This is a genomic window from Streptomyces sp. YIM 130001, assembly GCF_003574445.1.
Taxonomy (GTDB): domain Bacteria; phylum Actinomycetota; class Actinomycetes; order Streptomycetales; family Streptomycetaceae; genus Streptomyces.
In genome coordinates this window covers 168,621-193,747 of record NZ_KZ984559.1, presented here as the reverse complement: position 1 = coordinate 193,747, position 25,127 = coordinate 168,621, and the positions used below count along the sequence as shown (strand labels likewise).

19 protein-coding genes and 1 pseudogene are annotated in these 25,127 nt (G+C 72.3%); 11 read left to right on the top strand and 9 right to left on the bottom strand.

Translation table 11 applies throughout. The features are described from left to right. Positions 1-118 precede the first annotated feature (118 nt). From DSC45_RS22040 to DSC45_RS22020, 5 genes are all read left to right on the top strand, one after another. Complete coding sequence (locus tag DSC45_RS22040) at positions 119-1,048, top strand: LysR family transcriptional regulator (protein WP_119293620.1); 930 nt, start codon at positions 119-121, stop codon at positions 1,046-1,048. 234 nt (positions 1,049-1,282) lie between these two features. Then, entirely contained in the window at positions 1,283-2,446 is a 1,164-nt protein-coding gene (locus DSC45_RS22035; protein WP_119293619.1) for an exonuclease SbcCD subunit D, read from the top strand. Next, the gene (locus tag DSC45_RS22030; protein ID WP_119293617.1) at positions 2,443-5,442 is read left to right on the top strand and encodes an AAA family ATPase; all 3,000 of its coding nucleotides are present in this window, start codon (positions 2,443-2,445) and stop codon (positions 5,440-5,442) included. Before DSC45_RS22035 ends, DSC45_RS22030 begins: the two co-directional genes overlap by 4 nt. Before the next feature lie 121 nt (positions 5,443-5,563). Then, complete coding sequence (locus tag DSC45_RS22025; RefSeq protein ID WP_119293615.1) at positions 5,564-6,142, top strand: IS607 family transposase; 579 nt, start codon at positions 5,564-5,566, stop codon at positions 6,140-6,142. After that, positions 6,135-7,781: an IS200/IS605 family element transposase accessory protein TnpB gene (locus DSC45_RS22020; RefSeq protein ID WP_119293613.1), complete on the top strand. Its 1,647-nt coding sequence runs from the start codon at positions 6,135-6,137 to the stop codon at positions 7,779-7,781. The genes DSC45_RS22025 and DSC45_RS22020 overlap by 8 nt, the downstream gene beginning before the upstream one ends. A gap of 6 nt (positions 7,782-7,787) precedes the next feature. Here the strand turns inward: DSC45_RS22020 and DSC45_RS22015 are convergent, their stop codons facing one another. After that, entirely contained in the window at positions 7,788-9,473 is a 1,686-nt protein-coding gene (locus DSC45_RS22015) for a DUF885 domain-containing protein (RefSeq protein ID WP_119293611.1), read from the bottom strand. A 72-nt stretch (positions 9,474-9,545) separates the two neighbouring features. Beyond that, positions 9,546-10,013 carry an Lrp/AsnC family transcriptional regulator gene (locus DSC45_RS22010; RefSeq protein WP_119293609.1) on the bottom strand — a complete coding sequence of 156 codons (468 nt, stop codon included), beginning with the start codon at positions 10,011-10,013 and terminating at the stop codon, positions 9,546-9,548. A gap of 60 nt (positions 10,014-10,073) precedes the next feature. Between DSC45_RS22010 and DSC45_RS22005 the strand changes: the two genes are divergently transcribed. Then, positions 10,074-11,282, top strand: coding sequence for a trans-sulfuration enzyme family protein (locus DSC45_RS22005; protein WP_119293607.1), 1,209 nt, complete (start codon positions 10,074-10,076; stop codon positions 11,280-11,282). On the opposite strand, the gene DSC45_RS22000 is transcribed toward DSC45_RS22005, so the two are convergent. Beyond that, a complete protein-coding gene (locus tag DSC45_RS22000) occupies positions 11,221-12,771 on the bottom strand; it encodes a GNAT family N-acetyltransferase (protein WP_119293605.1) in 1,551 nt (516 codons plus the stop codon). The genes DSC45_RS22005 and DSC45_RS22000 overlap by 62 nt on opposite strands. Before the next feature lie 189 nt (positions 12,772-12,960). Then, positions 12,961-14,559 carry an alkaline phosphatase D family protein gene (locus DSC45_RS21995; protein ID WP_119293603.1) on the bottom strand — a complete coding sequence of 533 codons (1,599 nt, stop codon included), beginning with the start codon at positions 14,557-14,559 and terminating at the stop codon, positions 12,961-12,963. A 344-nt stretch (positions 14,560-14,903) separates the two neighbouring features. Here DSC45_RS21995 and DSC45_RS21990 point away from each other — a divergent pair, with 344 nt between their 5' ends. Beyond that, positions 14,904-15,314 (top strand): VOC family protein, encoded by a 411-nt coding sequence (locus DSC45_RS21990; RefSeq protein ID WP_119293601.1) that lies wholly within the window; start codon positions 14,904-14,906, stop codon positions 15,312-15,314. Positions 15,315-15,357: 43 nt separating this feature from the next. On the opposite strand, the gene DSC45_RS21985 is transcribed toward DSC45_RS21990, so the two are convergent. Then, the gene (locus DSC45_RS21985) at positions 15,358-16,830 is read right to left on the bottom strand and encodes a MocR-like pyridoxine biosynthesis transcription factor PdxR (protein ID WP_119293599.1); all 1,473 of its coding nucleotides are present in this window, start codon (positions 16,828-16,830) and stop codon (positions 15,358-15,360) included. Between DSC45_RS21985 and DSC45_RS21980 the strand changes: the two are divergent. Continuing rightward, positions 16,821-17,732: pseudogene (locus DSC45_RS21980) on the top strand (DMT family transporter); the annotation flags it as partial. The gene DSC45_RS21985 and the pseudogene DSC45_RS21980 overlap by 10 nt on opposite strands. Before the next feature lie 15 nt (positions 17,733-17,747). Here DSC45_RS21980 and DSC45_RS21975 read toward each other — a convergent pair. Then, positions 17,748-18,623, bottom strand: coding sequence for an alpha/beta fold hydrolase (locus tag DSC45_RS21975; protein WP_119293597.1), 876 nt, complete (start codon positions 18,621-18,623; stop codon positions 17,748-17,750). A gap of 226 nt (positions 18,624-18,849) precedes the next feature. Between DSC45_RS21975 and DSC45_RS21970 the strand changes: the two genes are divergently transcribed. Together DSC45_RS21970 and DSC45_RS21965 are read left to right on the top strand one after the other, a co-directional pair. Next, entirely contained in the window at positions 18,850-19,731 is an 882-nt protein-coding gene (locus tag DSC45_RS21970) for an RNA polymerase sigma-70 factor (protein ID WP_119293595.1), read from the top strand. Between the two features lie 337 nt (positions 19,732-20,068). Next, a complete protein-coding gene (locus DSC45_RS21965; RefSeq protein ID WP_119293593.1) occupies positions 20,069-20,836 on the top strand; it encodes a GntR family transcriptional regulator in 768 nt (255 codons plus the stop codon). Between the two features lie 32 nt (positions 20,837-20,868). Here DSC45_RS21965 and DSC45_RS21960 read toward each other — a convergent pair whose 3' ends face one another. From DSC45_RS21960 to DSC45_RS21950, 3 genes are all read right to left on the bottom strand, one after another. After that, complete coding sequence (locus DSC45_RS21960) at positions 20,869-22,026, bottom strand: ROK family protein (RefSeq protein ID WP_119293591.1); 1,158 nt, start codon at positions 22,024-22,026, stop codon at positions 20,869-20,871. A 93-nt stretch (positions 22,027-22,119) separates the two neighbouring features. Then, positions 22,120-22,770: a response regulator transcription factor gene (locus tag DSC45_RS21955; RefSeq protein ID WP_119293589.1), complete on the bottom strand. Its 651-nt coding sequence runs from the start codon at positions 22,768-22,770 to the stop codon at positions 22,120-22,122. 65 nt (positions 22,771-22,835) lie between these two features. After that, on the bottom strand, positions 22,836-24,068 hold the full coding sequence (locus tag DSC45_RS21950) for a sensor histidine kinase (protein WP_119293587.1): 1,233 nt from the start codon (positions 24,066-24,068) through the stop codon (positions 22,836-22,838). Between the two features lie 108 nt (positions 24,069-24,176). Between DSC45_RS21950 and DSC45_RS21945 the strand changes: the two genes are divergently transcribed. After that, entirely contained in the window at positions 24,177-25,115 is a 939-nt protein-coding gene (locus tag DSC45_RS21945) for an ATP-binding cassette domain-containing protein (protein WP_119293585.1), read from the top strand. The last annotated feature ends 12 nt before the right edge of the window (positions 25,116-25,127 follow it).

Sequence of the window (25,127 nt, the reverse complement as noted above, 5' to 3'; positions counted from 1 at the left end):
GGCGATATCGCTGCGATATGGCTGCAGGTTCCGGGCCGGCGGGTCTCCTGCGGCCGCCCGGGCAGACGTCGCGTCCGGGGGACGCCTGCCGCGCGTCCCCCGGGGTTAGGGTCCGCGGATGGAGCTCCGTCATCTGCGCTACTTCTCCGTGCTCGCCGAGGAACTGCACTTCGGTCGGGCCGCGGAACGCCTGCACATGGCCCAGCCGCCGCTCTCCCAGCGCATCCGCGACCTCGAACGCGAGCTGGGCATCCGGCTCTTCGACCGCACCCGGCACGGCGTCCAGCTCACCGAGGCCGGCGCGCTGCTGCTCGAGCACGTACGGCCCGTGCTGTGCGGGGTGGAGACGGCGCGCGAGGCGATGCGCCGGATCCGTCCCGGTGAGGCGGGGGCGCTGCGGGTCGGGGTCCCGCCGGACACCGCCCCCGTGGTGCTGTCCACCTTGACCGCGACCTTCGCCCACCGGGTGCCCGACGTACTGCTCGATCTGCACGAGTTGACCACCGACGAGCAACTGTCGCGGCTGCGCGAGGGAGAGCTGGACGCCGGCGTGGTCCGGCATCCCGCGGACACCGTGGGTCTCGAGTCGGGCCCGGTGGCCCGACGCGAACTCGGCGTCGTCCTGCCGCAGGGGCACCCGGCCGCGGGAGCCGACCGCGTGCGGTTGCGCGACCTCAACGGGTCACCTCTGGTGATCTTCCCGCGGGCGATGGCCCCCCGCCTCTACGACCACATGCTCACCGTCTGCCGCGACGAGGGCTTCCTGCCCGGCTCCATCCGGCACGCCCGAAACCCGAACTTCGTACACGGTCTCGTCCTTGCCGGCCGTGGCATCCACCTCAACGAGAGCCCCGCGTCGGCACTGCCCGAAGGACTCGCCTGGCGGCCGCTGGAGGGCGCGGTGCTCGCCTGGCTCACCTCGGTGGTGTGGGTGCCGAGCCGCCACAACGAGACCATCTCGGCGTTCACCGAGTCGGTGTACGAGGGGCTGGAGCGGGCGGGGCACCGCACGGAGGCCGACGGGGACCGGGGCGTGCGGGAACGGTGAGCGGCCGGGTCGGGCGGTGGGTGCCTGCCGCAGAGCGATGCGGGGCGCGGGCGTCGCGCGTCGATGCCGTGCCGGGCGGAATATCGGGGTCCGTGGGGAATCCGGGACCCACCGGCGTTACCGTGACCTGTGCCGACGGCCGGGAGAGGGCCGAGGCCACGACAAGCGCGGCGCAGCCGTGGAGCAAGGCGGAGCGAGGGGTGGAATGAGGAGCATGCGGGCCGGAGTCGCGTCTTGAGGATCCTGCACACCTCCGACTGGCACCTGGGGCGGTCCTTCCACCGGGTGAGCATGCTCGAGGCGCAGTCCGCGTTCATCGAGCACCTGGTGGACACGGTCCGCACGCACCGGGTGGACGCCGTCGTCGTCGCCGGTGACGTCTACGACCGGGCAGTGCCGCCGCTCGCTGCGGTCGAGCTCTACGACTCCGCGCTGCACCGCCTCGCCGATCTCGGGGTGCCGACGGTGATGATCTCCGGCAACCACGACTCGGCGCGACGCCTCGGCGTCGGAGCGGGCCTGATCGGCCGCGCGGGCATCCACCTGCGGACCGCGCCGGCCTCCTGCGGCACGCCCGTGATGCTCGCCGACGCCCACGGGGACGTCGCCTTCTACGGGCTGCCGTACCTTGAACCAGCCCTGGTCAAGGACGAGTTCGCGGTCGAAAAGGCCGGGCACGAGGCGGTGCTCGGGGCCGCCATGGAGCGAGTGCGCGCCGATCTCGCCGACCGTCCCGCCGGCACCCGATCGGTCGTCCTCGCGCACGCCTTCGTCACCGGCGGTGAAGCCAGCGACAGCGAGCGCGACATCACCGTCGGCGGCGTCGACTCGGTGCCGGCCGGCATCTTCGACGGGGTGGACTACGTGGCGCTCGGCCATCTGCACGGCAGCCAGAAGCTCTCCGAGCGGGTGCGTTACTCGGGGTCCCCGCTCGCGTACTCGTTCTCCGAGGAGCACCACCGCAAGAGCATGTGGCTGGTCGATCTGGACGCCGGCGGTGCCGTGAGCGCCGAGCGCGTCGACTGCCCCGCGCCGCGCCGCCTCGCCCGGATCCGCGGCACCCTGGACGACCTGCTCGCCGACCCGGACCTGGAGACCCACACCGATTCCTGGGTCGAGGCCACCCTCACCGACGCCGTACGGCCCGCCGAACCGATGGCCGCACTCTGCGCACGCTTCCCGCACACGCTCAGCCTCGTCTTCGCCCCCGAGCGTGCCCCGGGCGACGACACCGGCTCCTACGCCCAGCGGCTCGACGGGCGCAGCGACCAGCAGATCGCCGAGGACTTCGTCGCGCACGTCCGCGGCAGCCGAGCCGACGACGCCGAACGTGCCGTCCTGCGCGATGCCATCGACACCGTCCGCACCGACGACACCCTGCGGGAGGTCGCCCGATGAGGCTGCACCGGCTGACGATCAGTGCCTTCGGCCCCTTCGGCGGCACCCAGGAGATCGACTTCGACGCGCTGTCCGGGGCCGGCCTTTTCCTGCTGCACGGGCCCACCGGAGCCGGCAAGACATCCGTCCTGGACGCGGTCTGCTACGCCCTGTACGGATCCGTGCCCGGCTCCCGGCAGAGCCAGTCCGTCGCCCTGCGCAGCGACCATGCGCCGGCCGGCACACGTACCTCCGTCACCCTCGAACTCTCCGTCGCCGGGCGCCGGTTGGAGGTCACCCGGCAGCCCGCCCGGGTGCGCCCCAAGAAGCGCGGCACCGGCACCACGGTCGACAAGGCGCAGACCTGGCTGCGCACCCGGGACGCGGTGAGCGGCGCATGGCAGGACCTCAGCCGCTCCCACCAGGAGATCGGCGAGGAGGTCGGCCGGCTGCTCGGCATGAGCAAAGAACAGTTCTGCCAGGTGGTGCTGCTCCCGCAGGGCGAGTTCGCACGGTTCTTGCGGGCGGACGCCGAGGCCCGTGGACGGGTCCTCGGCCGGCTCTTCGACACCCGTCGCTTCGCCGCGGTCGAGGACAAGCTCGCCGAACTGCGCCGCGCCACTCAGGCCCGTGTCCAGTCGGGCGACGACCGGCTGCTCGCCGTCGCCCACCGCATCCAGCAGGCCGCGGGCCCGGCCGCCGAACTGCCCCTGCCCGACACGGCACCCGGCGAACCCGGCCTCGCCGACGACGTACTCGGCTGGGCCGCCGTAGCCCGGGCCGGAGCACGCGAGCGGCGGACGCTCGCCCGTACCCGCGTCGCCGAGGCCGAACGCGTCCAGGCTGCCGCACGCCGCGAGCTGGATGCCGAACTCGCCACCCACCGGTTGCAGCAGCGGGCCGCCGAGGCCCGCGCTCGGGCCGAGGCGCTGGCCGCGGGCGACACCGCGTACGCCGAGCTACGGGCCCGCATGGAGCGTGGCCGCAAGGCCGAGACGGTCGCACCGGCGCTGCGCCTGCGCGCCGACGCCGAGCGCGAGCACCGCGGCTGCACCACCGCCGAGGAGCGCGCCAGGGCGGCCCTGCCCGCCGACCTGGCCGGAGCGGGCGCGGCCACCCTCGCGTCCGCCGCCCGCAAGGCCCTGGAGGAACTCGGCGGCCTGGAGTCCGCCCGCCGCGCCGAACAGCGCCTCGCCGCCCTCACCGAGGAACGCGCCGGCCTGGACCGCGAGGAACGTGCCGACGACGAGGCCCTGCGCGACGTCACCGAATGGCTCGACCGCGCCGACGCCACCCACCACTCGCTCCGCGGCGCGGTCGACTCCGCCCGCGACGCGGTCGCCAGGGCCGAACACCTCGCCGCCGCCCTCTCGTCGGCCCAGGACCGTCTCGCCGCTGCCGCCCGCCGCGACGAACTCGCCGTACGCGCCGAACAGTGCGAGCACACCGCACTCCGGACCCGCGAGGCGGCCCTCGCCGCGCACGAACACTGGCTCGGCCTCAAGGAACAGCGGCTGCGCGGCATCGCCGCCGAACTCGCCGCGGGCCTCGAACCGGGCACCGCCTGCGCCGTCTGTGGCTCCACGGACCACCCCGACCCCGCCACCAAGGTCGCCGGTCATGTCGACCGGGGGACCGAGGAAGCCGCATTTGCCGCCCACGGCAGCGCCGACGAACGCCGCCAGGAGGCGGAGCGCGAACTCAGCGCCGTCTCCGCCGCGCTCGCCGCCGCAGTGGAGGCGACCGGCGACGACACGACCGCCGAACTGGCCTCCACCGTGGAGCAGTTGCGGCGCGAGCACGCGGACGTGCGGGACCGTGCGGCCGGACTGCACGCCGCACAGGAAGCCCTCGCCCACGCCGAGGAGGAACACGCCCGCCGCCTCTCCGGGCGCGAACGAGCGCTGACCCGGATCGCCTCCCGGCAGGCCAGAACGGAACGCCTGGACCGTGAACGGGCCGATGTGCGCAGCGAGTTGGCCGAGGCGCGGGGCGACGCCGAGAGCGTGGCGGCACGGGCCGGCCAGCTGGAGCGCCAGGCGGATCTGCTCACCGCCGCCGCCGACGCAGTACGCGCCGCGGCGGACGCGGCCCAGCGCCTCAAGGACGCGGACTCCCGGCTCGCCGACGCCGCCTACCGGGCCGGCTTCGACACCCCGCGGCAGGCCGCCGAGGCGGCACTCGACGACGCCGCGCACCGCGAACTGCAGCACCGAATCGACCGTCGCCAACAGGAGGAGGCCGCGGTCCGCGCTGTACTCGCCGAGGACGAGACGCTCGCTGCCGAGGCCCGGCCCGCCGCCGACCCGGACACCGCCAGGTCACGGGCGGACACCGCCGACCGCGTGCTGCGCGACACCGTCTCGGCCGACGACGCGGCGGCCGGCCGCTGCACCGAACTCGACCGTCTCTCCACCCACGCGCAGGCCGAGGCCCGCCAACTGGGGCCACTGCGCACCGAGTACGACCGGGTGGCGCGGCTCGCCGGCCTGGCCGCCGGCACCGCCAGCGAGAACGAACGCCGGATGCGTCTGGAGTCCTACGTACTCGCCGCCCGGCTCGAACAGGTCGCGGCCGCGGCGACCGCGCGCCTGCAGCGCATGTCCGCGGGCCGCTACACCCTGGTGCACTCGGACGACCGTGCGGGGCGCGGCCGTTCGGGCCTCGGACTGCACGTGGTCGACGCCTGGACCGGCCGCGAGCGGGACACGGCCACACTCTCCGGCGGCGAGACCTTCTTCGCCTCGCTCGCCCTGGCCCTCGGTCTCGCCGATGTGGTGACCGACGAGGCCGGCGGCGTACGCCTCGACACCCTCTTCATCGACGAGGGCTTCGGCAGCCTCGACGACCAGACCCTGGACGAGGTCCTCGACGTACTCGACTCCCTGCGTGAACGCGACCGCAGCGTCGGCATCGTCAGCCACGTACCCGACCTACGGCGCCGCGTACACGCCCAACTCGAAGTCGTGAAGCACCGCGACGGCTCCACGCTGCGGCAACGCACGGCAGCAGCCTGACCGGTGGCACCCGCCGGCCGCAGTCGGTGGACGGCCGGCGGGTGCTCGGGGGGTGAAGCAGCTCTCGAGTAAGTGTTCATGAGTGTCTTTCAGGTGTCATGAGTGTTGTGCGGTCTTCGGTGTGAACCTGACGGAATGGGCACGAGCGCAGGGCATTGCGCCCCGCACGGCGTACCGCTGGTTCCGTGAGGGCACGTTGCCGGTCCCTGCGGAACGGGTGGGGCCGCGCACGATCCTGGTGAACATGGAAGCGAACGCCTCACCCACCGTGACCGGTGGTGTGGGCTTGTATGCGCGTGTCTCGTCTCACGATCAGAAGGCGGATCTGGAGCGACAGACCGCGCGGTTGTCGGCGTGGGCTGCGAAGGCCGGTCACAAGGTTGTTCGTGTCGAGTCCGAGATCGCCTCGGGTGTGAACGGCTGCCGGGCGAAGGCGGAGCGGCTGCTGGCTGATCCGAAGGTGACCACGGTCGTGGTTGAGCACAAAGACCGGCTCGGCCGTATGAACGTCGAACTTGTCGAAGCGGCCCTGTCCGCAACAGGGCGCCGCCTCGTCGTTCTTGATGACGGCGAGGTCGAAGACGACCTGGTGCGGGACATGGTGGAGGTGCTGACGTCGTTCTGTGCCCGCCTGTATGGGCGGCGCTCGGCGAAGAACCGAGCCGAGAAGGCTCTTGAAGCGGCGGCCTCGGATGGCTGAGGCGAAGAAGAAGCAACTCCGCCAGATCGAGGAACCGTTCGTCGCGCTCGGCCCGTCCGGCGTGGCGATACGCGACCGTCTCAAGCACCTCACCGCCGAGGACGAGAGGGTGTTGCGCCTGGTCGGTGAACACGTCGGGCACCTCGCCTCCCTCGATCTCAAGGCCCGGTGCGCTGACGGCCTGGACCACAACTCGGATGCGTGGGCGGCCCGTAAGCAGAGCCTCACTGCCGAGTCGTCGTCCCGGTGGGCCGGTGCCGTCACCAAGGCCACCCACGATCAGTGGGCGCTGTCGAGGCGCTGCCAGCTCGCCCACATCCAGTCCCTTGAGGCCGGGGTCAAGACGGTCGCGCACCGCCTGTCCCAGCCGATCGGAGACAAGGGAACCAAGCGGGCGCCCGGCGGCTACCGCTCCAAGCACGAGTGGTTCCAAAAGACCCGGCGTCTGGCGATCCTGGAACACCGCCTCGACGTCGCCCGCGCCGAGCGTGAGGCCGGTGTCGTGCACGTCGTACGTGGCGGCCGGCGTCTGCTCAACACGCGTCACCACCTCGAAGCCGCGCAGCTCACCGAGACCGAATGGCGTGAGCGGTGGGAGGCCGAGCGCTGGTTCCTGGCCGCTGACGGCGAGTCCGGCAAACGCTTCGGCAACGAGACCATCCGCGTCACGCCCGAGGGCGAGGTCAGCATCAAGCTGCCCGCGCCGCTCGCGCACCTGGCCAACGCCAAGCACGGCCGGTACGTCCTCGCCTCGAAGGTGGCCTTCGCTCATCGGGGCGCCCAGTGGCGTGACCGGATCGAAGCGAACCGAGCCGTGGCCTACCGCATCCACCACGACGTCCAGCGCGGGCGCTGGTACCTGACAGCGGCCTGGAGCATCCCGCCGGTCAAGACCGTACCGCTGGAGACGGCCCGCGCCGAGGGCATGGTCGGCGTTGATACGAACGCCGACCACTTCGCCGCCTACCAGCTCGACCCGCACGGCAACCCGGTCGGTGACCCGCGCCGGTTCTTCTACGACCTCACCGGGTCGGCAGAGCATCGTGACGCGCAGATCCGGCATGCCATCAGCCAACTCCTGCACTGGGCCAACCGATGCGGCGTCAAGACCATCGGCATCGAGAACCTGGACTTCACCGCCGAGAAGACCCGCGAGAAACACGGCCGTAAGAAGCGGTTCCGGCAGCTCATCTCCGGCATCCCGACCGGTAAACTCAAGGCCCGGCTCGTCAGCATGGCGGCCGAGCATGGCCTGAGCATCGTGGCCGTCGATCCGGCGTACACCTCGATGTGGGGCGACCAGCACTGGCGCAAGCCACTGACCAGCAGCAAGCGAAAAATGTCCCGTCACGACGCCGCCGGCATCGCGATCGGGCGACGCGCCCTCGGGCACCCGATCCGGCGACGGACAGCACCGCCCCACGACGACCAGAGTGATCGTCGTGGGCATCGGACCGTCCAGGCCGAACCGAGTGCACGGAGGCGTGAGGGAACCCGCCCACCCGTCACGGAGCGTGCACACGATGCACGTCGCCGGATCGGGGAACAACGAATGCGGGAACCCAGCGCATCCAACACCGTTCGGGATGCGCGCAGTTCCGGGAACTGGCAGCAAATGCCGCTCCTGGACACTGCTTAGGAACGGTCAGAGCTTGGACAGTTCCTCGACCAGGTCGTCGAGGCCGAGGGAGCCCTGGGAGAGGGCCGCCATGTGCCAGCGCTTGGCGTCGAAGGCGTCGCCGTGCGCCCGCCGGGCGTTCTCCCGGCCGAGCAGCCAGGCACGCTCACCCAGCTTGTAGCCGATGGCCTGACCGGCCATCGACAGATAGCGGGTCAGCTCGCTCTCCACGAAGTCGGCCGGTCGGCCGCTGTGCCGGCCGAAGAATTCCTGAGCCAGTTCCGGAGTCCAGCGCTCGCCCGGGTGGAACGGCGAGTGGTCCGGGATCTCGAGCTCCAGGTGCATGCCGATGTCGACGATGACCCGCACCGCACGCATCATCTGCGCGTCCAGGTAGCCGAGCCGCCGCTCCGCGTCCGTGAGGAAGCCCAACTCGTCCATCAGGCGCTCCGCGTAGAGCGCCCAGCCCTCCGCGTTCGCCGACACCATGCCGATCGAGGCCTGGTAGCGGGAGAGGTCGTCGGCGACGTGCACCCACTGCGCCAGCTGCAGATGATGACCGGGGACGCCCTCGTGGTACCAGGTGGACACCAGGTCGTACACCGGGAAGCGGGTGTCGCCCATCGTGGGCAGCCAGGTGCGGCCGGGCCGTGCGAAGTCCTCCGACGGCGGTGTGTAGTAAGGCGCCGCGGCGCCGCCGGGCGGGGCGATCCGCGACTCCACCTTCCGTACCCGGTCGGCGAGTTCGAAGTGCTCGCCGTCGAGTGTCTCGATCGCCTCGTCCATCAGGCCCTGCAGCCATTCCTGGACCGCGTCGACGCCCTCGATGTGCGTGCCGTGCTCGTCCAGGTGCTTGAGCGCCTCCCACGGCGTGGCCGCGCCGGGCAGCACCTTCTCCGCCTCGGTGCGCATCTCGCCGAGGATGCGGTGGTACTCGGACCAGCCGTACGCGTAGGCCTCGTCGAGGTCCAGGTCGGTGCCGTTGAAATAGCGGGACCAGCGGGCGTAGCGCTCGCGGCCCACGATGTCCGGCTGCCCCTCCACGGCGGGCGCGTACACGTCGCGCATCCAGTCGCGCAGCGTGCGCACCGCCTCGGTCGCCTCGGCGGCGGCAGCGTCGAGCTCGCCCCGCAGGGAGTCCGGCCCCGCGGCCGCGAAGTCGTCGAACCAGCCGCCGTCGGTACCCGCCCACTCGGTCAACTGACCGACGAAGGTCGCAGTGGCCCGCGGGCCGCCGTACAGCTTGCGCTCCAGGCCGAGGGTGAGGGACTCCCGGTAGCCCTCGAGGGCCGCGGGTACCGCGCGCAGCCGCTCGGCCACGGCCGCCCAGTCCTCGTCCGTCGCGGTCGGGGTGACGGTGAAGACCTCGCGCACCGAGTGGGCGGGGGAGGAGAGATTGCCGACCGCGCGCAGATCCTCGTCCGCCTCGTGCACGGCCAGTTCGGCGGTCAGACGCTCGCGCAGCAGCCGGGCACAGCGCCGCTCCACATCGCTGTCACCGCCCGGGGCCTGCTCCGCGGCCGTGAGGCGCTCCAGCGTCGTACGGGCCAGCTCGGCCCACCGGCGAGAGCCCGCCGGGGAGAGATCGGGCAGTCGCGACGAGCTCTCCGCGACTCCGAGGAACGTACCGGTGATGGGATCGAGGGCGATCAGGTCGTCGACGTAGGCGTCGGCCACCTGGCGGGGCAATGGGCTCTCAGTGGTGTCTGACATGCGGACATCCTCTTACGCGCAGGTCTCTCACGTCACCGGATTTCGCTGCCGGAATGCGTCGTTTCGCTTCGCTCAGGGCAGTAGCGGACCGCAGTCCCACTGCTGGAAGATCAACCGGGTCTCCACCCGCGCCACCTCGCGCTGCGAGGTGAATTCGTCGATCACCAGACGCTGCAGATCGGCCGTACCCGTCACCGCGACATGCACCAAGTAGTCGTCCGGGCCGGTGAGATGGAACAGCGCGCGGGACTCCGGCAGCGCCCTCATCCGCTCCACGAAAGGGCCGATGAGCTCCCTGCGGTGGGGCCGCACCTGCACCGACAGCAGTGCCTCCAGGCCGCGGCCCAACTTCGCCGGATCCAGGCGCAGTTGGTGTCCCAGAATCACGCCGGACCGGCGCAGCCTCGCCACCCGGTCCAGGCAGGTGGACGGTGCGACGCCCGCCTGTGCCGCGAGGTCGCGGTAGGTCGTCCGGGCATCGTTCTGCAGCAGACAGAGGATCTGCAGATCCACCGGGTCCAGTACGACGGATTCGCTCATCCGCCGAACATAGCGCGGACGCATCCCCGTTCACACCGGACAGGGCTCACCGTTCTCTCCATGGACACGGACATGGACACCGACCACGCCGCCCCGACCACTCCCAGGGCCCTGGCCACCGAAGCCGTGCACGCCGGCCGCGAAGACCTCGCGGGACTCGGACTGCACGCCCCGCCGCTCGACCTGTCCACCACCTACCCCTCGTACGACAGCCGCGGCGAGGCCGCCCGCATCGACGCTTTCGCTGCCGAGGGCGCGCTCGACGACGGCCCACCGGTCTACGCCCGGCTCGGCAACCCCACCGTCGGCCGCTTCGAGACCGCGCTCGCCCGACTGGAGGGCACCGAGAGCGCCGTCGCCTTCGCCAGCGGCATGGCCGCGCTCAGCGCCGTCCTGCTCGTCCGCGGGTCCATGGGCCTGCGGCACGTCGTCGCGGTACGTCCGCTCTACGGCTGCAGCGACCACCTCCTCGACGCAGGCCTGCTCGGCACCGAGGTGACCTGGGTCGACCCGGCGGGGATCGCCGACGCGATCCGGCCCGACACCGGCCTCGTCGTCGTGGAGTCGCCGGCGAACCCCACCCTCGCCGAGGTCGATCTGCGCGCGGTGGCGCACTCCTGCGGCTCGGTGCCGCTGCTCGCCGACAACACCTTCGCCACACCGGTGCTGCAGCGGCCCGCCGGGAGCGGCGCCACCCTGGTGCTGCACAGCGCCACCAAGTACCTCGGCGGGCACGGTGACGTACTCGGCGGAGTGGTCGCCTGCACCGAGGAGTTCGCCCGCAAGTTGCGGCAGGTCCGGTTCGCGACCGGCGGTGTGCTGCATCCGTTCGCCGGCTATCTGCTGCTGCGCGGACTCTCCACGCTGCCCGTACGGATGCGGGCCGCCTCCGAGACCGCCGTGGAGCTGGTGCGGCGGCTGCGGGACGACCCTCGGGTGGGCAGGGTGCACTACCCGCGGATCGGAGGCGCGATGGTGGCCTTCGAGACCGCCGGGGACCCGCACGAGGTGATCGCCGCGGTGCGGCTGATCACCCCGGCGGTGAGTCTCGGCAGCGTCGACACCCTCATCCAGCACCCCGCCTCGATCAGCCACCGCATCGTCGACGCGGGCGACCGCAGGTCGTCCGGGGTGGGGGACCGGCTCCTTCGCATGTCGGTCGGCCTGGAGGACGTCGACGACCTGTGGGACGACCTGGACCGGGCGCTCAGCGCCGCGGAGCCGACCCGGGCAGGGACCGTGCGTCCTCGTAGCCGGACTGCCGGGTGACCGCGACCGCTTCGGTGGCGGCCGGTGCGGCCGCGTCCGTACCGCCGACGATCCCGCCCGCGTCAGCGTCCGTGACCGGCGCGAGGCGGGCCGTGATCACCAGGGTGCCTTCCTCCACCTGGTAGTCGAGGGGCAGTTCGAGCGCGCGCATCGAGGCGACCATGGCGGTGTTCTGCGCCTGGGTCACCGCGTACACGCTCGTACTGCCCGTCTCCAGGGCCAGAGCGACCAGCTTGCCGAGGAGTTCCCGGCCGATGCCGCGCCGCTGCCAGTCGTCCTCGACGAGCAGCGCCACCTCCGTCTCGTCACCGTCCCAGAGCAGGTGGCCGAGCGCGACCATGCGACCGGAGGCGGTACGGGCCGCGAGGGTGCGGCCGAAGCGGGGGCTGAGCAGGTGGTTGAGGTAGCGGTCCGCGTCACCGCCCGGGCCGTGGTAGCGCAGGCTCAGGGTCCGCTTCGAGCAGCGCTGGTGCAGCGCCCGGGCGGCGTCGAGGTCATCGGTGCCGGCCCGCTGCACGGTGATCGAGTTGCCCTCGGGCAGTGTGAGGACGTCCTGGCTGCGGGGGATGCGCGGGCCGAGCCGCGCGTCGAGCTCGACCAGGGCACGCGCCCTGGCGAACTCGGTGGGTGTGAAGGGGAGATGGGCCCGCTCCACGGTGAGCGTTCCACCCGCGGGGTCGCGCAACCGCATCAGGGTGCCCTCGAGCACACCCTCGACCGGCGCGGACTCCCGGTTCGTACGGGCACCGGTCGGTGACTGCCCGGGAAGCGACCTGATGCTGCAGCGGCCGAGCAACTGCCTGAGCGCCAGCGGGAGTTCCGCGGCGTCCAGTGCGGTGCGGGTGGCCAGCGCCAGGACGCGGGTGGGGGCGTCCACCAGGTCGTGGGCGTCGGCACGCTCGATCCAGGTGCCGGTGCCGCCGGCGCGGGACACCGTTGCGGTCAGCTCCGCGGCCGGCCGGTCCGCGGGTGCCCGCAGCAGGAACTCGTCGACCGTGCCGTCGGCGAGCGGGTGCGTCTGCAGGCTGAGGATGTCCACCTCGATGGAGGCGAGTGCCGCGCACAGGGCGGCCAGTGAACCCGGCTCGTCCCGGACGGTGGTACGCATCCGCCACAGCGCCTTGTCGGACAGTTCCGGCTGCGGGCGTCCGGTTACCGCGGTCGTGGTGCCGATGGCTGATGCCTGCGGCTCCTCGCGCCCAGTCGTCCCCGCGGTCCGCGGGGCGCCCGTATCGCCCGGCGGCGGTGCGTGGCCGTGGTGTCGTGACCACCATGTGTGGAAGCCGGCCGTGGCGAGCAGGGCGACGGCGGAGGCGACGAGCAGGACGGGCCCGTCGGGACCGTTCACGATGGTCTTCGCGATGGTGTCCGCCACCGCGACCGCGGTGAACAGGGCCGCGAGCTCCACCAGGTCGCGCCGCCAGTGGTGGTGGGTGTGGCGGGCCTGCTTCGCGCTCCGCGCTCGGGCGTTGTCGATTTTTCGGGTCATGCGAGCACTCTGGACGACCGGTGTTGCGTGATCACAAACGCTCTGTGTCTGATCGGTTAAGAGCCCATCTGCCCCTTCCGTTGATCAATGAACCACCTGTCCCCTTTGCGTCCGCGAGCTGAGGTTCGGGGTGGCTCGCACCTGCCGTACGTCCACTCCGCACGGCAGGTGATACCCGCAGCGATCGCCCTACTGACCGACCCGCCCCGGCTCCAGCGTCTTGCTGAAGAGCACCTCGCCGCCGCCGTCCTGCCGCAGCCGTACGGTGAGCTCCCCGCTCGATCCGTCGATGTCCACCTCGCCGAAGTACTGCGGCGACTCCATCGGCGACGTGTTCGCACGGTCCGGCGCCTTGATGAACGCCTGCCGCGGACCGAATGTCTTGTCCAGCTTCAGCGCCTGGAAGCCGCCGGCCGCCAGCGGTCCCGAGACGAACTCCCAGAACGGCTCGAAGTCCTGGAACGCCGCCCGGTCCGGCTCGTAGTGCTGGGCCGAGGTGTAGTGCACGTCCGTCGTCAGCCACAGCGTGCCGGTGATCCGGCGGCGCTTGATGTGGCGCAGCAGCTCGGCGATCTGCAGCTCACGCCCCAGTGGCTGACCCGGGTCGCCCTGCGCCACGGCTTCGAAGTCCGTGTCGCCGTCCGGGACGACGAGCCCCAGCGGCATGTCGGAGGCGATCACCTTCCACACCGCCCGCGAACGTGACAACTCCCGCTTGAGCCAAGCGAGTTGACGTTCACCGAGGATGCCCTGCGGGTCGTCGGTCCCGCGCCCGGGCGAGTTCTCGTTGCGGTACGTGCGCATGTCGAGCACGAAGACGTCGAGCAGCGGGCCGTGCCGCACCACCCGGTACATCCGTCCGTCGGTGTCCTGCCCGCCGGCGCCGGGGGACAGCGACGACACCGGGAAATACTCGCTGAAGGCGCGCAGCGAACGGGCCGCGAGCACGTCCACGTCCTTCTCCGTGTACCGCTCGTCGTCCAGGATCTCGCCCGGATACCAGTTGTTGCACACCTCGTGGTCGTCCCACTGGACGATGCCGGGGACCTGGGCGTTGAACCGGCGCAGATTCTCGTCGAGCAGGTTGTAGCGGAAGGCGCCGCGGAACTCGGCGAGCGTCTCCGCCACCTTCGCCTTCTCGTCCGTCGTGACGTTCCGCCACACCCGCCCGTCGGGCAGCGTGACACTGGACTCGATCGGCCCGTCCGCGTAGATGGTGTCGCCGCTGCACAGGAAGAAGTCCGGGTCGAGACGCCGCATGTCCTCGAAGATCCGGTAACCCCCGCGGTCCGGGTTGATGCCCCAGCCCTGCCCCGCGATGTCGCCGGACCACACGAAGCGCGCGCCCTTGCCGCGCCCGCGCTCGGCGGTGCGGAAGGTACCCGTGACCGGGCGGCCGGTGCGCCGCGGATCGTCCGGGTCGGCGAGTACCACCCGGTAGTGGATCTGCTCGCCGGCCGGCAGCCCGCGCAGCCGGGTCGTGCCCGCGAAGTCGGTGCCGGGGCCGAGCAGCGGTCCGCGCCAGGTCGTGCTGTTCTTGAACGACTCGGTGGCCGAGGTTTCGACGATCATCCGGGCGGGCCGGTCGGAGCGGACCCAGACCAGACCCGAGTGCGCGGTGACGTCACCGGCCTGCACTCCCCAGTCGGCGCCGGGACGGCCCGACCGTGCGAGGGCCGGAGCGGCCGCGCCGCCGAGCGCGGGCAGGGCGACCGCCGCGGAAGCGGCGACGGAACCGCGCAGTACGGAACGGCGGCCCGGGGCCGAGTGCGGCAGACGGTCTGACATCGATACGCCTCCAGAGACTTCAACCGGCTGGTGTGCGGTCACACACCTACTCGTGCCTCACAGCCATCGTGCGAACCCCCAGTGAACAACTGGCATGCCCCCAGGGGAACCCGCCGCACCGTACCCTGCCCGGCGCTCACTGTTGAGGCGCGCCCGCCCGCGACGTCGCCCCCGCGAAGGGTCCTACGCCCACGGGCCCGTACCTCAACCCACGGGGACCAGGACGAACGCCCGATGTCCCGCCCCGCGCCCGCTGCCTACGCTCGACGACGCCATGCAAATCCGGCGCCGGGCCCGGCCACCTGCCCCCCCCCCCGGCGCACCGCAGCCAGGAACGGGAGCCCGTGTACGACATCGGACAGCGCCACCTGCGGATCGCCCGGCCCTCCCGCGACCTCGAGGCCGCCGAGCGCTACTGGACCGGCGGCCTCGGTCTCCAAGTCCTCTACCGGACCACGGGATCCGGGGGCCCGGGTGAGCACGACCTGCTCATGGTGGGCGCGCCCGACGCCGACTGGCACCTCGAACTCACCCACCAGGAACATGCCCTCGTCGAACCCCGGCCGACCGAAGAGGACCTCCTGGTCCTGTACTTCGACGGGGCGGTGCCCGAGGCCCTCCTGGCCCGGCTCGAGGAGCACGGCGGCACCCGGGTGACCTCCCCGAACCCGTACTGGAACGAGTGGGGCGTCACTGTCCAGGACCCCGACGGATACCGCCTCGTGCTGTGCACGCGCGCGTGGACCAACACCTGAGCCGCACCGGAAGCACCGTAAGTGCAGGGAGCGCCGGAAGGGCTCACCGCACCGCACCGGCCAGCAGTCGCACTCCCTCCTGCAGCCGCGCGGGCGGCAGTTGGGCATAGCCCACGATCAGCCGGACCGCACCGTCCCGGTCCGGCTCCTGCGTGCAGCTGCTCAGCGGCCGCAGCGCGATCCCGGCCGCCGCCGCACGGCCCAGGAACACCGGTTCGGGCCCGTACCGCGCCGGAAGGCGTACGACGACGTGCAGTCCGGCGGCGATCCCGGAGAGCTCGGCACCGGGGAAGCACCGGCGGAAGGCGTCCACGAGCGCATTGCGCCGCTCCTGGTAGACGCGGCGGCAGTGGCGCAAGTGGCGGTCGTAGGTGCCGCGTTGCAGGAAGCGCGCGAGCAGCTCCTGGTCGATCACCGGATTGCCCAGGTCGAGCAGTCGCTTGCGCGCGACGACCGCCTCGCCGATGGACTCGGGTACGAGCAGCCAGCCGAGCCGGAGCCCGGGCGCAAGCGACTTGCTCACCGACCCCGTGTAGGCCACCCGTTCCGGGTCGAGACCCTGCAGTGCGCCCACCGGATCGCGGTCGTAGCGGAAGTCGCCGTCGTAGTCGTCCTCGACGACCAGGCCGTCCACCGAGCGTGCCCAGTCGAGGAGTTCGGCCCGCCGCCGTGCGGAGTAGGCGATGCCGGCCGGGAACTGGTGGGACGGCGTGGTTACGACCGTCCGCACGCCGGTCTCGCGCAGCCGGTGCACCGAGACGCCCTCCCCGTCCATCGGCACGTGGGCGGTGTCCAGGCCCGCGGCCGCCATCAGCTGGGCGTGCTCCGGGCTGCCCGGATCCTCGTCGGCCACCGCACGTTCCCCGCGCGCGTGCAGCACGGCACCGACCAGTGCCATCGCCTGTGCCACACCGGAGCAGACGATCACCCGCTCCGGACTGGCGACGACCCCGCGCCGCCGGGTCAGCAGCTCCGCGATCGCCGTACGCAGCCGCGGAAGCCCACGCGGGTCGGGGTACCCGAGGCCCTGGTGCGGGAGTTCGGCCAGCACCTCGCGGTGCGCCGACGCCCAGGCGGCCCGCGGGAACAGCGACAGATCGGGGACGCCCGGCAGGAAGTCCACCCGCGCGTCCGGGCGCGGCGCGCGGTCGACGGCCGCCGCGGGCCGACCCGCGCGCGCCGCCTCGCCGACCCACGTACCTGCGCCCCGGCCGGCCCGCAGATAGCCCTCCGCCGTCAACTGCTCGTAGGCGTCGGTGATCAGACCGCGTGACACTCCGAGGTCGGCGGCCAGCTCACGGCTGGACGGCAGCCGGGTACCCGGGGCGAGACGCCCCGACCGCACGGACTCCCGCAGCGCCTCCTGCAAGGTGCGGCCACGCGCGCGTGCCGGTGCCCGCGCGGCAGGCAGCAGCAGCTCCCAGGAGGCTGTCCACGCGCGGCCCGCGCCGTCCGGTGCCGCGTCGGACGGCTCCAGGCCCGTACCGGCCTGCGGATTGGTCCCCGATGGCGTCATGGAAGTGGACCTTAAAGCGGGCCGCCGCTGTTCCTAGCGTCGGGTGCATGATCCCTGACACCGCCCCGGGCGGCGGCGCACTGCGCGGAGCCCTGCTCGCCGCCTTCGCCTGCTGCCTGGTCGGCGCCTCGTTCACCGCCAACAGCGTGCTCGGCGACTATCCCTACGGAGGCGGCCAGTTCCTGCGCTACGGCCTCGCCTGCGCCGTCCTGCTGCCGATGTGCGGGAGGCGCGGCCTCACCACCCTGCGCCGCCTCACCGTCGCACAGTGGGGCCGGCTGCTTCTCCTCGCCGCGGTCGGCATGGTCGGCTTCAACCTGGCCGTGCTCGCGGCCGAACGCACCGCGGAACCGGCTGTTCCCGGCGTCTTCGTCGGCTGCGCGCCCGTCGTCGTCGCCGTCCTGGTGCCGATGCTCGACGGGCGCCGCCCGGCCCGGACGGTGCTGATCGGCGCGAGCGTGGTGGCGATCGGTGCGTTCGTCGTCCAGGGCTGGGGGCGTACCGATGCGGCGGGTATCGGGTACTCGTCCGGTGCGCTCTTCGGGGAGGTCGGATTCGCCGTACTCGCGGTGCCCGTACTGCGCCCGCTCGGGCCGCGGCTCCTGTCCGCGACCGTCTGCGGTCTGGCCGCGCTGGAATCCGCTGCCGTGGGTGTCGTCGCGGACGGCGGCGGCTGGCTGCGCTTCCCGACCGGTGCGGAGGCCGCGGCGCTCGGCTGGCAGGCGTTCGTCGTGACGGTGGTGGGATTCGTCTGCTGGTACGCGGGCATCCAGCGCATCGGTGCCGAACGCGCCACGCTCTTCTCCGGGCTGATTCCGGTCACCGCGGCCTGCACCGCCCCGCTCGTCGGGACGGGCACGTACGGGGCGGCACAGGCCGCGGGCAGCGCGCTGGTCGGCGCCGGAGTGGCCCTGGGGTCAGGCGTGTTCGCTCGCCGGGGAGGGAAGCGAGGCGGCGGCGGTCGCGTCGAGCAGGACGCGGGCGACCAGCGCGGGATCGTCGTTCATCGGGACGTGCCCGCAGCCGGGCAGCCGTATCAGGCGGGCGGACGGGATGACGTGCTTGGCGCGCACGCCCTGCCGGCGGGGGAGCAGCATGTCGCGCTCTCCCCAGGCGATGGTGACGGGCACTCCGGGGACGTCCTCGGCGGTCGCCGCACCGGCGACCTCGCGTCCGGCGGCGAGGGTGAGATCGAATCCGGTGGCGTTCCGCAGCGCCAGGGTCTCCGCCACCACCGCCTCGGGTGAACGCCGCCACGGCCGTGCGTAGATGGTGCTCGTCAGGGCGGTACGCCCGGCCGCCGTGCGGGCCAGACGCTCGATCACCGGCACGGGCAGCAGGCGGGCGCCGCCGCGCATCGCGAGCAAGGTGGCGAACGCGTACCGGCGTTCACCCGGCGTCCAGAAGCCGCCGGGTGAGAGCAGGGTGGCGCTGCGGACCAGCTTCCTGCGCGCCAACTCCAGGCTCAGCATGCCGCCGAGCGAGTTGCCCGCCACGTGCGGCCGGTCGAGCCCGAGTTCGGCGCAGAACGCACTGAGCACGGTGCCCACCTCCGGCAGGCCGTACGGCACCGCGTCCGGCAGCGCGGGCGACTCCCCGAACCCCGGCAGGTCGACGGCGATGACGTCCCGCTCGGCGGCCAGGATGCGCAGCACCGGGTCCCAGGCCTGCCGGTGGTGCCCGATCCCGTGCAGCAGGAGCAACGGCTCGCCCGAGCCCTCCCGGTGGTAGGCGACGGACACCGCTTCGGGCCCGTGGGGGGTGTCGATGCTCAGGAAAGCGGTGGTGGACATGCTGCTCCTCGACGTGGGCGGCGGTCTTGTAGACAGTTTGTCAGCAACCGTTACCGACGGGTATCCCTTGACTGGATCCGGCTGTTCAATCCATCGGCGGATCGGGGCAGTTCGGGCAAAAGTCCGAGCGAAGAGACGTACGTGCACGCCCGTCCCGGCGTGACTGTGCGCGGTGTCGCACCCGTGGCGCCTGGACACCGCGCCCGTGGCGGCTTTGGATGGAACCGTGGCAACGGACACTCCGACCGACGTCTTCGAAGAGCACCGTTCCGTGCTGACCGGTGTCGCCTACCGCATGCTCGGCCGCGTCGCCGACGCGGAGGACGTCGTGCAGGACGCCTGGCTGCGCTGGTCGTCCGCCGACCGCGAGGAGGTACGTGAACCGCGCGCCTACCTGGTCCGGATGACCACACGCCTGGCCATCGACCGGCTCCGGCAGATCACCGCCCGACGCGAGTCCTACGTCGGCCCCTGGCTGCCCGAACCGATCGTCACCGACTTCGGGCCCACCGTGCAGGACTCGGCCGAGCGCGCCGTCCTCGCGGACTCGGTCTCCCTCGCCGTCCTCGTCGTCCTCGAGTCGCTGTCCCCGCTGGAGCGCGCGGTGTTCGTGCTGCGCGAGGCCTTCGGCTACCCGTACGCCGAGATCGCCACCACCCTGGACCGCAGCGAGGCCGCAGTACGTCAACTCGCCGGCCGGGCCCGCAAGCACGTGCAGGAGCGCAAGCCACGCTTCGACGTGAACCCGGTGGAACGGCGTGATCTGACCGAACGGTTCCTCACCGCCGCCGTCGAGGGCGACCTCGACGGGCTGATGTCGTTGCTCGCCCCGGACGCGCGCCTCGTCGGCGACAGCGGAGGCAAGCACAAGGCTCCGCTCCGGGTCATCGAGTCCGCCGACAAGGTGGGGCGTTTCCTGCGCGGTGTCTCCGGGCAGTCGATCGAAGGTTTCGAGACCCGCTCCGTCGAGGTCAACGGCGGGCCCGCCATCCTCGTCCTGTCCGCCGGCAAGCCCGACTCGGTCTTCCAGATCGAGGTCCGCGACGGCCGGGTGAGCTGCGTCTACGTGATCCGCAACCCGGACAAGCTCACATCCTTCACGGTCTGAGGGCCCCGCGCGCGGCGGCCGCCGGTGAGGTCGACGCCGCGTACGCCTCGAGCCCCCGTCCGAACTCGGCCCCGGCCGTGCCAGGTTGACGCCTCCTGCCCGGACGCCGTCCGCCATCGTCCGCCACGCGCGCGTAGAGGCAGATTTCAGCGCGATGGCCTGCCGCGAACAACGTGTGAACACATCGAGGCACCGGCTGCCTGCGCTCCGTAACGGACGGAGGATTGGTCTTGACCAAGCCGGGGGCCCGGCCTATCGTCGGCGGATAGTGCAGGAACCTTTAATAAACAAGGGCACGTAAAACCGAGCCGGGACACGGCGATTGCGGAGGATCAGGGTGGGGACCACGCAGCTGGAATCGGTGCCGGAGCCGAAGTACTGGCACCTCAAGACCGTCCTCGCGGAAGCACTCGACTCCGAGTTCTCGGTCGGCGAGATCCTGCCCAACGAGCGTGACCTCGCCGCCCGTTTCGGTGTCGCACGTGCCACCCTGCGTCAGGCACTCGAGCAGCTCGAGCTCGAAGGCCGGCTGCAGCGACGCCGCGGAGTCGGCACCACCGTTGCCCCGCCCCGGATGGGCGTCGACCTGGGATCGCCCCGGCAGAACTGGCCGGGCACCGGAGACGACGCCTGGCGCGCCGCCGACTGCATGCAGACCCTGGCACCCGTCGCCGTCGCGCGCCTCCTCGAAGAGGACCCCGCGCAGACCGTGCACCTGGTGCGCAGGTCCCGGGTCAGCCGCGGTCAGCCCGTAGCCGCCGAGCTCCTCTACGTCACCGAGGCCGCCGTCCCCGAACTCTCCGGCATCGACGCACCCGCAGGACCGGCACGCGCGCGTGCCGTGCTCCGCGAGCTGCAGCGGCTCGACCTGGAGGGCGAGGACCGCTCGGTCGAGCTGGCCTCGGCCCGCGCGGACGACGCCAAGGAGCTCGACCGCCTCCCCGGTGCCCCCGTCCTCCTGGTCACCACTCGCTACTTCGCCCAGGGACGTACCGCGGCCGTGTCGATGGCCACCTACCGTGCCGACACCTGCCGCCTCACCTTCGGCGACTCCGGCGACGTGGAAATACACGACGGCACGAGCCCTCAGGCGCAGGCCTCCTGACCCTCCGGCGCGGTTGCCGTGCGGTGCGGCGCTCAGCGGCGCGCCGTCACGGTGCTCTCCACCGCGAACAGCTCCGCCTCGACATGGTCGAGCGCGAGCCGCAGCGCCCCCGTGGAAACGGCCGCCTCACCGAGCAGTGACAGCGTGACCCGGGGGCTGCGCAGGCAGTACCGCGCCAACTCCTGCCGCAGCGGCTCCAGTACGCCGTCGAGGCCGGCCGCCCAGCCGCCGATCACGACCAGTTCCGGGTCGAGCGCCAGGACCAGGGCCGCCACATCGTGCACCAGCCGCTGGATATAGCGTTCGACGGCCGCCGCGGCCCGGACGTCGCCCTCCCGGGCGTGCGCGAACACCTCGGTGACGGCCTGCTCGTCCAGTGGCGGCAGCGGCTCGTCCGTCGTGGACAGGAGCGTCTCGGGCGTCACTTCGCGGCCGAGCAGATGCAGCGCGCCGATCTCGCCCGCCGCGCCGCCGAATCCCCGGTGCAGCCGGCCACCGATCAGCGACCCGGCGCCCGGACTCAGCCCGGCGAGCACGAACACCACGTCGTCGCAGTCCCGTGCCGAACCCTTCCAATGCTCGGCGACAGCCGCCGCGTTGGCGTCGTTCTCGACGAACACCGGACAGGCGAACGAGCGCCGGAGCCGGTCACCCAGGGCCAGGCCCGTCCAGCCGGGCAGCGCGGTGCCGAGCCGTACGGTCCCGTCGGCCTCCACGATCCCCGGACTGCCCGCACCGACCGCGCGCAGCGAGTCGCGCGACACCCCGGTCCTGCGCAGCACGTCGGCGATCGCCGCGCGCAGCCGGTCGATACGTTCGTCGGCCGAAGCCGTCACGTCGACCGGCTTCTGCCCCGCACCGATGACCCGCCCGTCCAGATCGGAGACGACCGCGGCGACCCGGTGCGAACCGATCTCGAGGCCGAGCAGATGTCCCGCCTCGGCCCGGAAGCGGAACCGTCGGGCCGGCCGTCCCTGACGGCGTGCCGTACCGCCCTCGGCAGGCACCTCGACCACCAGGGACGCCCCCATGAGACCGTCCACCACGCCCTCGACGGTCGGCCGGGACAGCCCGGTGCTGCGGGTGATCTCGGTGAGGGAGGCGGAGTCCGCACCGCGCAGTGCATGCAGCACCACGGCCGAATTGATCCGCCGCAGCAAGGAAGGATCTCCGCCGGTCAGGCCCGCCAACGTCGTCCTCCCAGCTCGTCCGCGTGATGGGCGGATCGTACTCGCAGCGCGGTGGTCCGGCGAGAGCCGGGTGGCGGCGGAAGTGGACCGTACTCAGCCCGGCGCGACGAAACCGGACTCGTAAGCAGCGATCACGGCCTGCGTCCGGTCCCGCGCCCCGAGCTTCGCCAGTACGGCGCTCACATGCGACTTGACCGTCTCGGTGCCGACGACCAGCTCGGCGGCGATCTCCGCATTGGACAGCCCCCGCGCCATCAGGCGCAGCACCGCGGCCTCGCGCTCGGTGAGCGCCGCACGGTCCAGGGCCGCACGCGCCGCCGCGTTCCCGTACTCGGCGGCGAGCGCGCGCACCGCGGCCGGGAAGAGCAGCGAATCGCCGAGGGCCACCAGGCGCACGGCCTGCACGATCTCCTCCGGCCGCGACCGCTTCAGCAGGAAGCCGTCGGCTCCGGCCCGCAGGGCCTGGTACACGTACTCATCGTTCTCGAAGGTGGTGACCACCAGGATGCGAGGCGGATCGGGCACCGTCCGCAGGACCGCGCGGGTGGCCTCGATCCCGTCGAGCAGCGGCATGCGGACGTCCATCGCCACGACATCGGGACGCAGCCGCCGCACCAGCGGCACCACCGCTGCTCCGTCCGCGGCCTCGCCCACCACCTCGATGTCCGCCTGCGCCTCGAGGACCGCACGCAGCCCGGCACGCACCAAGGGCTCGTCGTCCACGAGCAGCACAGTCACCGACACGTCGGACAGCTTAGGGGCGCTCGTCGGGCGCCCGCGCCGCGTGGTCCGCCGAGCCGCCGACGCCTTCAGGCAAGCGGCAGTTCCACGTGGACCAGCCAGTCGGCGTCCTCGGGCCCGGCCGTCGCACGGCCGCCGAGCAGTGCCGCCCGCTCGCGGATGCCGCGCAGTCCGCTGCCGCCGGAGCCGTTCCCGTCCGCGCCCGGGCTGCGCAGCGGATTGCTGACGTCGATCTCCAGGAGCGCGTCGTGGACCGTGAGTCGGACCCGTACCGGAGCACCGTCGGCGTGCCGCAGCACATTGGTGAGGGACTCCTGCAGAATCCGGTACCCCTCGCGGGAGACCGGAGCGGGAACCCGCTCCAGCGGGCCCGTGATGCCGGCCCGCACATCGGCGCCCGCCGTGCGCGCCGAGTCCAGGAGACCGTGCGCATCGGCCAGGGTCGGCTGCTGGCTCGTCGGCGGCGACGGCTCCCGCAGTACGCGCAGCACGCGTTCCAGGTCATCGAGGGCCGCGCGGCCGGTCTCCTCGATCGCGTCCAGGGCACGGCCGGTGAACTCCGGACTGCCCGCCGCCCGCGCGGCACCCGCCTGCACGACCGCGACGGTCAGTGCGTGCCCGATCGAGTCGTGCAGCTCCCGTGCGATGCGGTTGCGCTCCAGGAGCAACTCGGTACGGGCCTCCAGAGCCGCGACTCGGTCGGTCGGAGAAGGGCCGAGGAACCGGCGCGCGGCAGCCGTCATGGCGGCCCCCGCACCGGCCATCAGATAGATGAGCACAAGGGGCGGCACCGGCACCAGGAGGCCGTACGCCCAGTGCTCGCCGGCCGGGTGCAGGACCGACGCCGCGTTCGCCCGGTCGCCCGCGGCAGCGGCGATCAGGTCGAGGGAGAGGGCGAACGCCTGGCTGCTCAACATGGCCACCACACAGCCCACTTCGAGCCGCAGCACCAGCCACAGGGCGGTGCGCCCGCGGTCCCGCCACGACACCGAAGGCGCCGCCACGATGTCGTCGACCCGCTCCCCGCCCTCCGCGTCCGCCCGCTCACGGGAGTGCGGACCGGGCAGCAGCATCAGGCGCGCCTGCAGCCCCTCCGCGAGCCGGGTCGCCGGGAACAGGTACGCGGCGAGGACGAGCAGCGGGATCGGCAGCAGCGGGATGATCGCCCACTCACCGGGCGTCAGATCGATCCACCCGGGATACACGAACGTGATGATGACCGGGATCACCGAGCTCATCAGCATGTGCAGCCAGCGCGTGTACGTGACGGCGCGGGTCAGCGGGGCGAGCAGAGCGGGCATGCGGCCATCCTGCCAGCGTGTTCGCCCGGAACTGCTCCCCCTGGCGGGGGAGACGATCCCCACCGGCGGGGGAAGCGGTGGCCCTTCGGCGCCCGCGAACATGGGCCCATGACCAGCATCCACGTACAGGAGCTCACCAAGGACTTCGGGGCGAAACGCGCCGTGGACCACCTGACGTTCACCGTGCATCCCGGGCAGGTGACCGGGTTCCTCGGCCCCAACGGCGCGGGCAAGTCCACCACCATGCGCCTGGTCCTCGGCACCGACACCGCCACCTCGGGCACCGCGACGGTCGGCGACCGCCCCTACCGTTCCATCCCCGAACCGCTGCGTGTGGTCGGTGCGTTGCTCGACGCGGGTGCGGCGCACGGGTCCCGCACCGCACGCAACCACCTCCTCGCCCTCGCGACGGCCAACCGCATCCCGGCCGCCCGCGTCGACGAGGTCCTCGCCGAGGCCGGACTCACGGACGTGGCCGGACAACGCGTCCGCACGTACTCGCTCGGCATGCGCCAGCGCCTCGGCATCGCGGGCGCGCTGCTCGGCGACCCGCAGGTGGTCATGCTCGACGAGCCGTCCAACGGCCTCGACCCGGAAGGCATCATCTGGATCCGCGACCTGGTACGCCGGCTGGCGGCGGAAGGCCGAACCGTCCTGGTGTCCAGCCATCTGATGAACGAGACCGCGACCTTCGCCGACCAGCTGGTCATCCTGGGCCGGGGACGGCTGCTCGCGGACACCCCGATGCGGGCCTTCATCGACGAGCACAGCAGCCCGCGGGTGCGCGTGCGGGCCCTGGAGAGCTCCCGGCTCGAGGCCGCGCTCACCCGCGCCGGACACGCCGTCGAGCGCGGGGAGGGCGGCCGGCTCCTCGTCGACGGAGTCCGCGCCGAACAAGTCGGCGCCATCGCCGCCCACGAGGGTGTTCCCGTACTCGAACTCGCCGACGAAGAAGGCTCGTTGGAGAAGGCCTACTTCGCACTCACCGCGGACGACACCGAGTTCGCCGCCCGGACGCCCGCCGGCCGTCAGGAGGCCCGCACATGACCCGAGGAGGCA

Excerpts from the sequence above, each read along its gene's own strand:
- DSC45_RS22040 (WP_119293620.1), top strand. The coding sequence starts at position 119 with ATGGAGCTCCGTCATCTGCGCTACTTCTCCGTGCTCGCCGAGGAACTG.
- DSC45_RS22030 (WP_119293617.1), top strand. The coding sequence starts at position 2,443 with ATGAGGCTGCACCGGCTGACGATCAGTGCCTTCGGCCCCTTCGGCGGC.
- DSC45_RS22020 (WP_119293613.1), top strand. The coding sequence starts at position 6,135 with ATGGCTGAGGCGAAGAAGAAGCAACTCCGCCAGATCGAGGAACCGTTC.
- DSC45_RS22015 (WP_119293611.1), bottom strand. The coding sequence starts at position 9,473 with ATGTCAGACACCACTGAGAGCCCATTGCCCCGCCAGGTGGCCGACGCC.
- DSC45_RS22010 (WP_119293609.1), bottom strand. The coding sequence starts at position 10,013 with ATGAGCGAATCCGTCGTACTGGACCCGGTGGATCTGCAGATCCTCTGT.
- DSC45_RS22005 (WP_119293607.1), top strand. The coding sequence starts at position 10,074 with ATGGACACGGACATGGACACCGACCACGCCGCCCCGACCACTCCCAGG.
- DSC45_RS22000 (WP_119293605.1), bottom strand. The coding sequence starts at position 12,771 with ATGACCCGAAAAATCGACAACGCCCGAGCGCGGAGCGCGAAGCAGGCC.
- DSC45_RS21995 (WP_119293603.1), bottom strand. The coding sequence starts at position 14,559 with ATGTCAGACCGTCTGCCGCACTCGGCCCCGGGCCGCCGTTCCGTACTG.
- DSC45_RS21985 (WP_119293599.1), bottom strand. The coding sequence starts at position 16,830 with ATGACGCCATCGGGGACCAATCCGCAGGCCGGTACGGGCCTGGAGCCG.
- DSC45_RS21975 (WP_119293597.1), bottom strand. The coding sequence starts at position 18,623 with ATGTCCACCACCGCTTTCCTGAGCATCGACACCCCCCACGGGCCCGAA.
- DSC45_RS21950 (WP_119293587.1), bottom strand. The coding sequence starts at position 24,068 with ATGCCCGCTCTGCTCGCCCCGCTGACCCGCGCCGTCACGTACACGCGC.
- DSC45_RS21945 (WP_119293585.1), top strand. The coding sequence starts at position 24,177 with ATGACCAGCATCCACGTACAGGAGCTCACCAAGGACTTCGGGGCGAAA.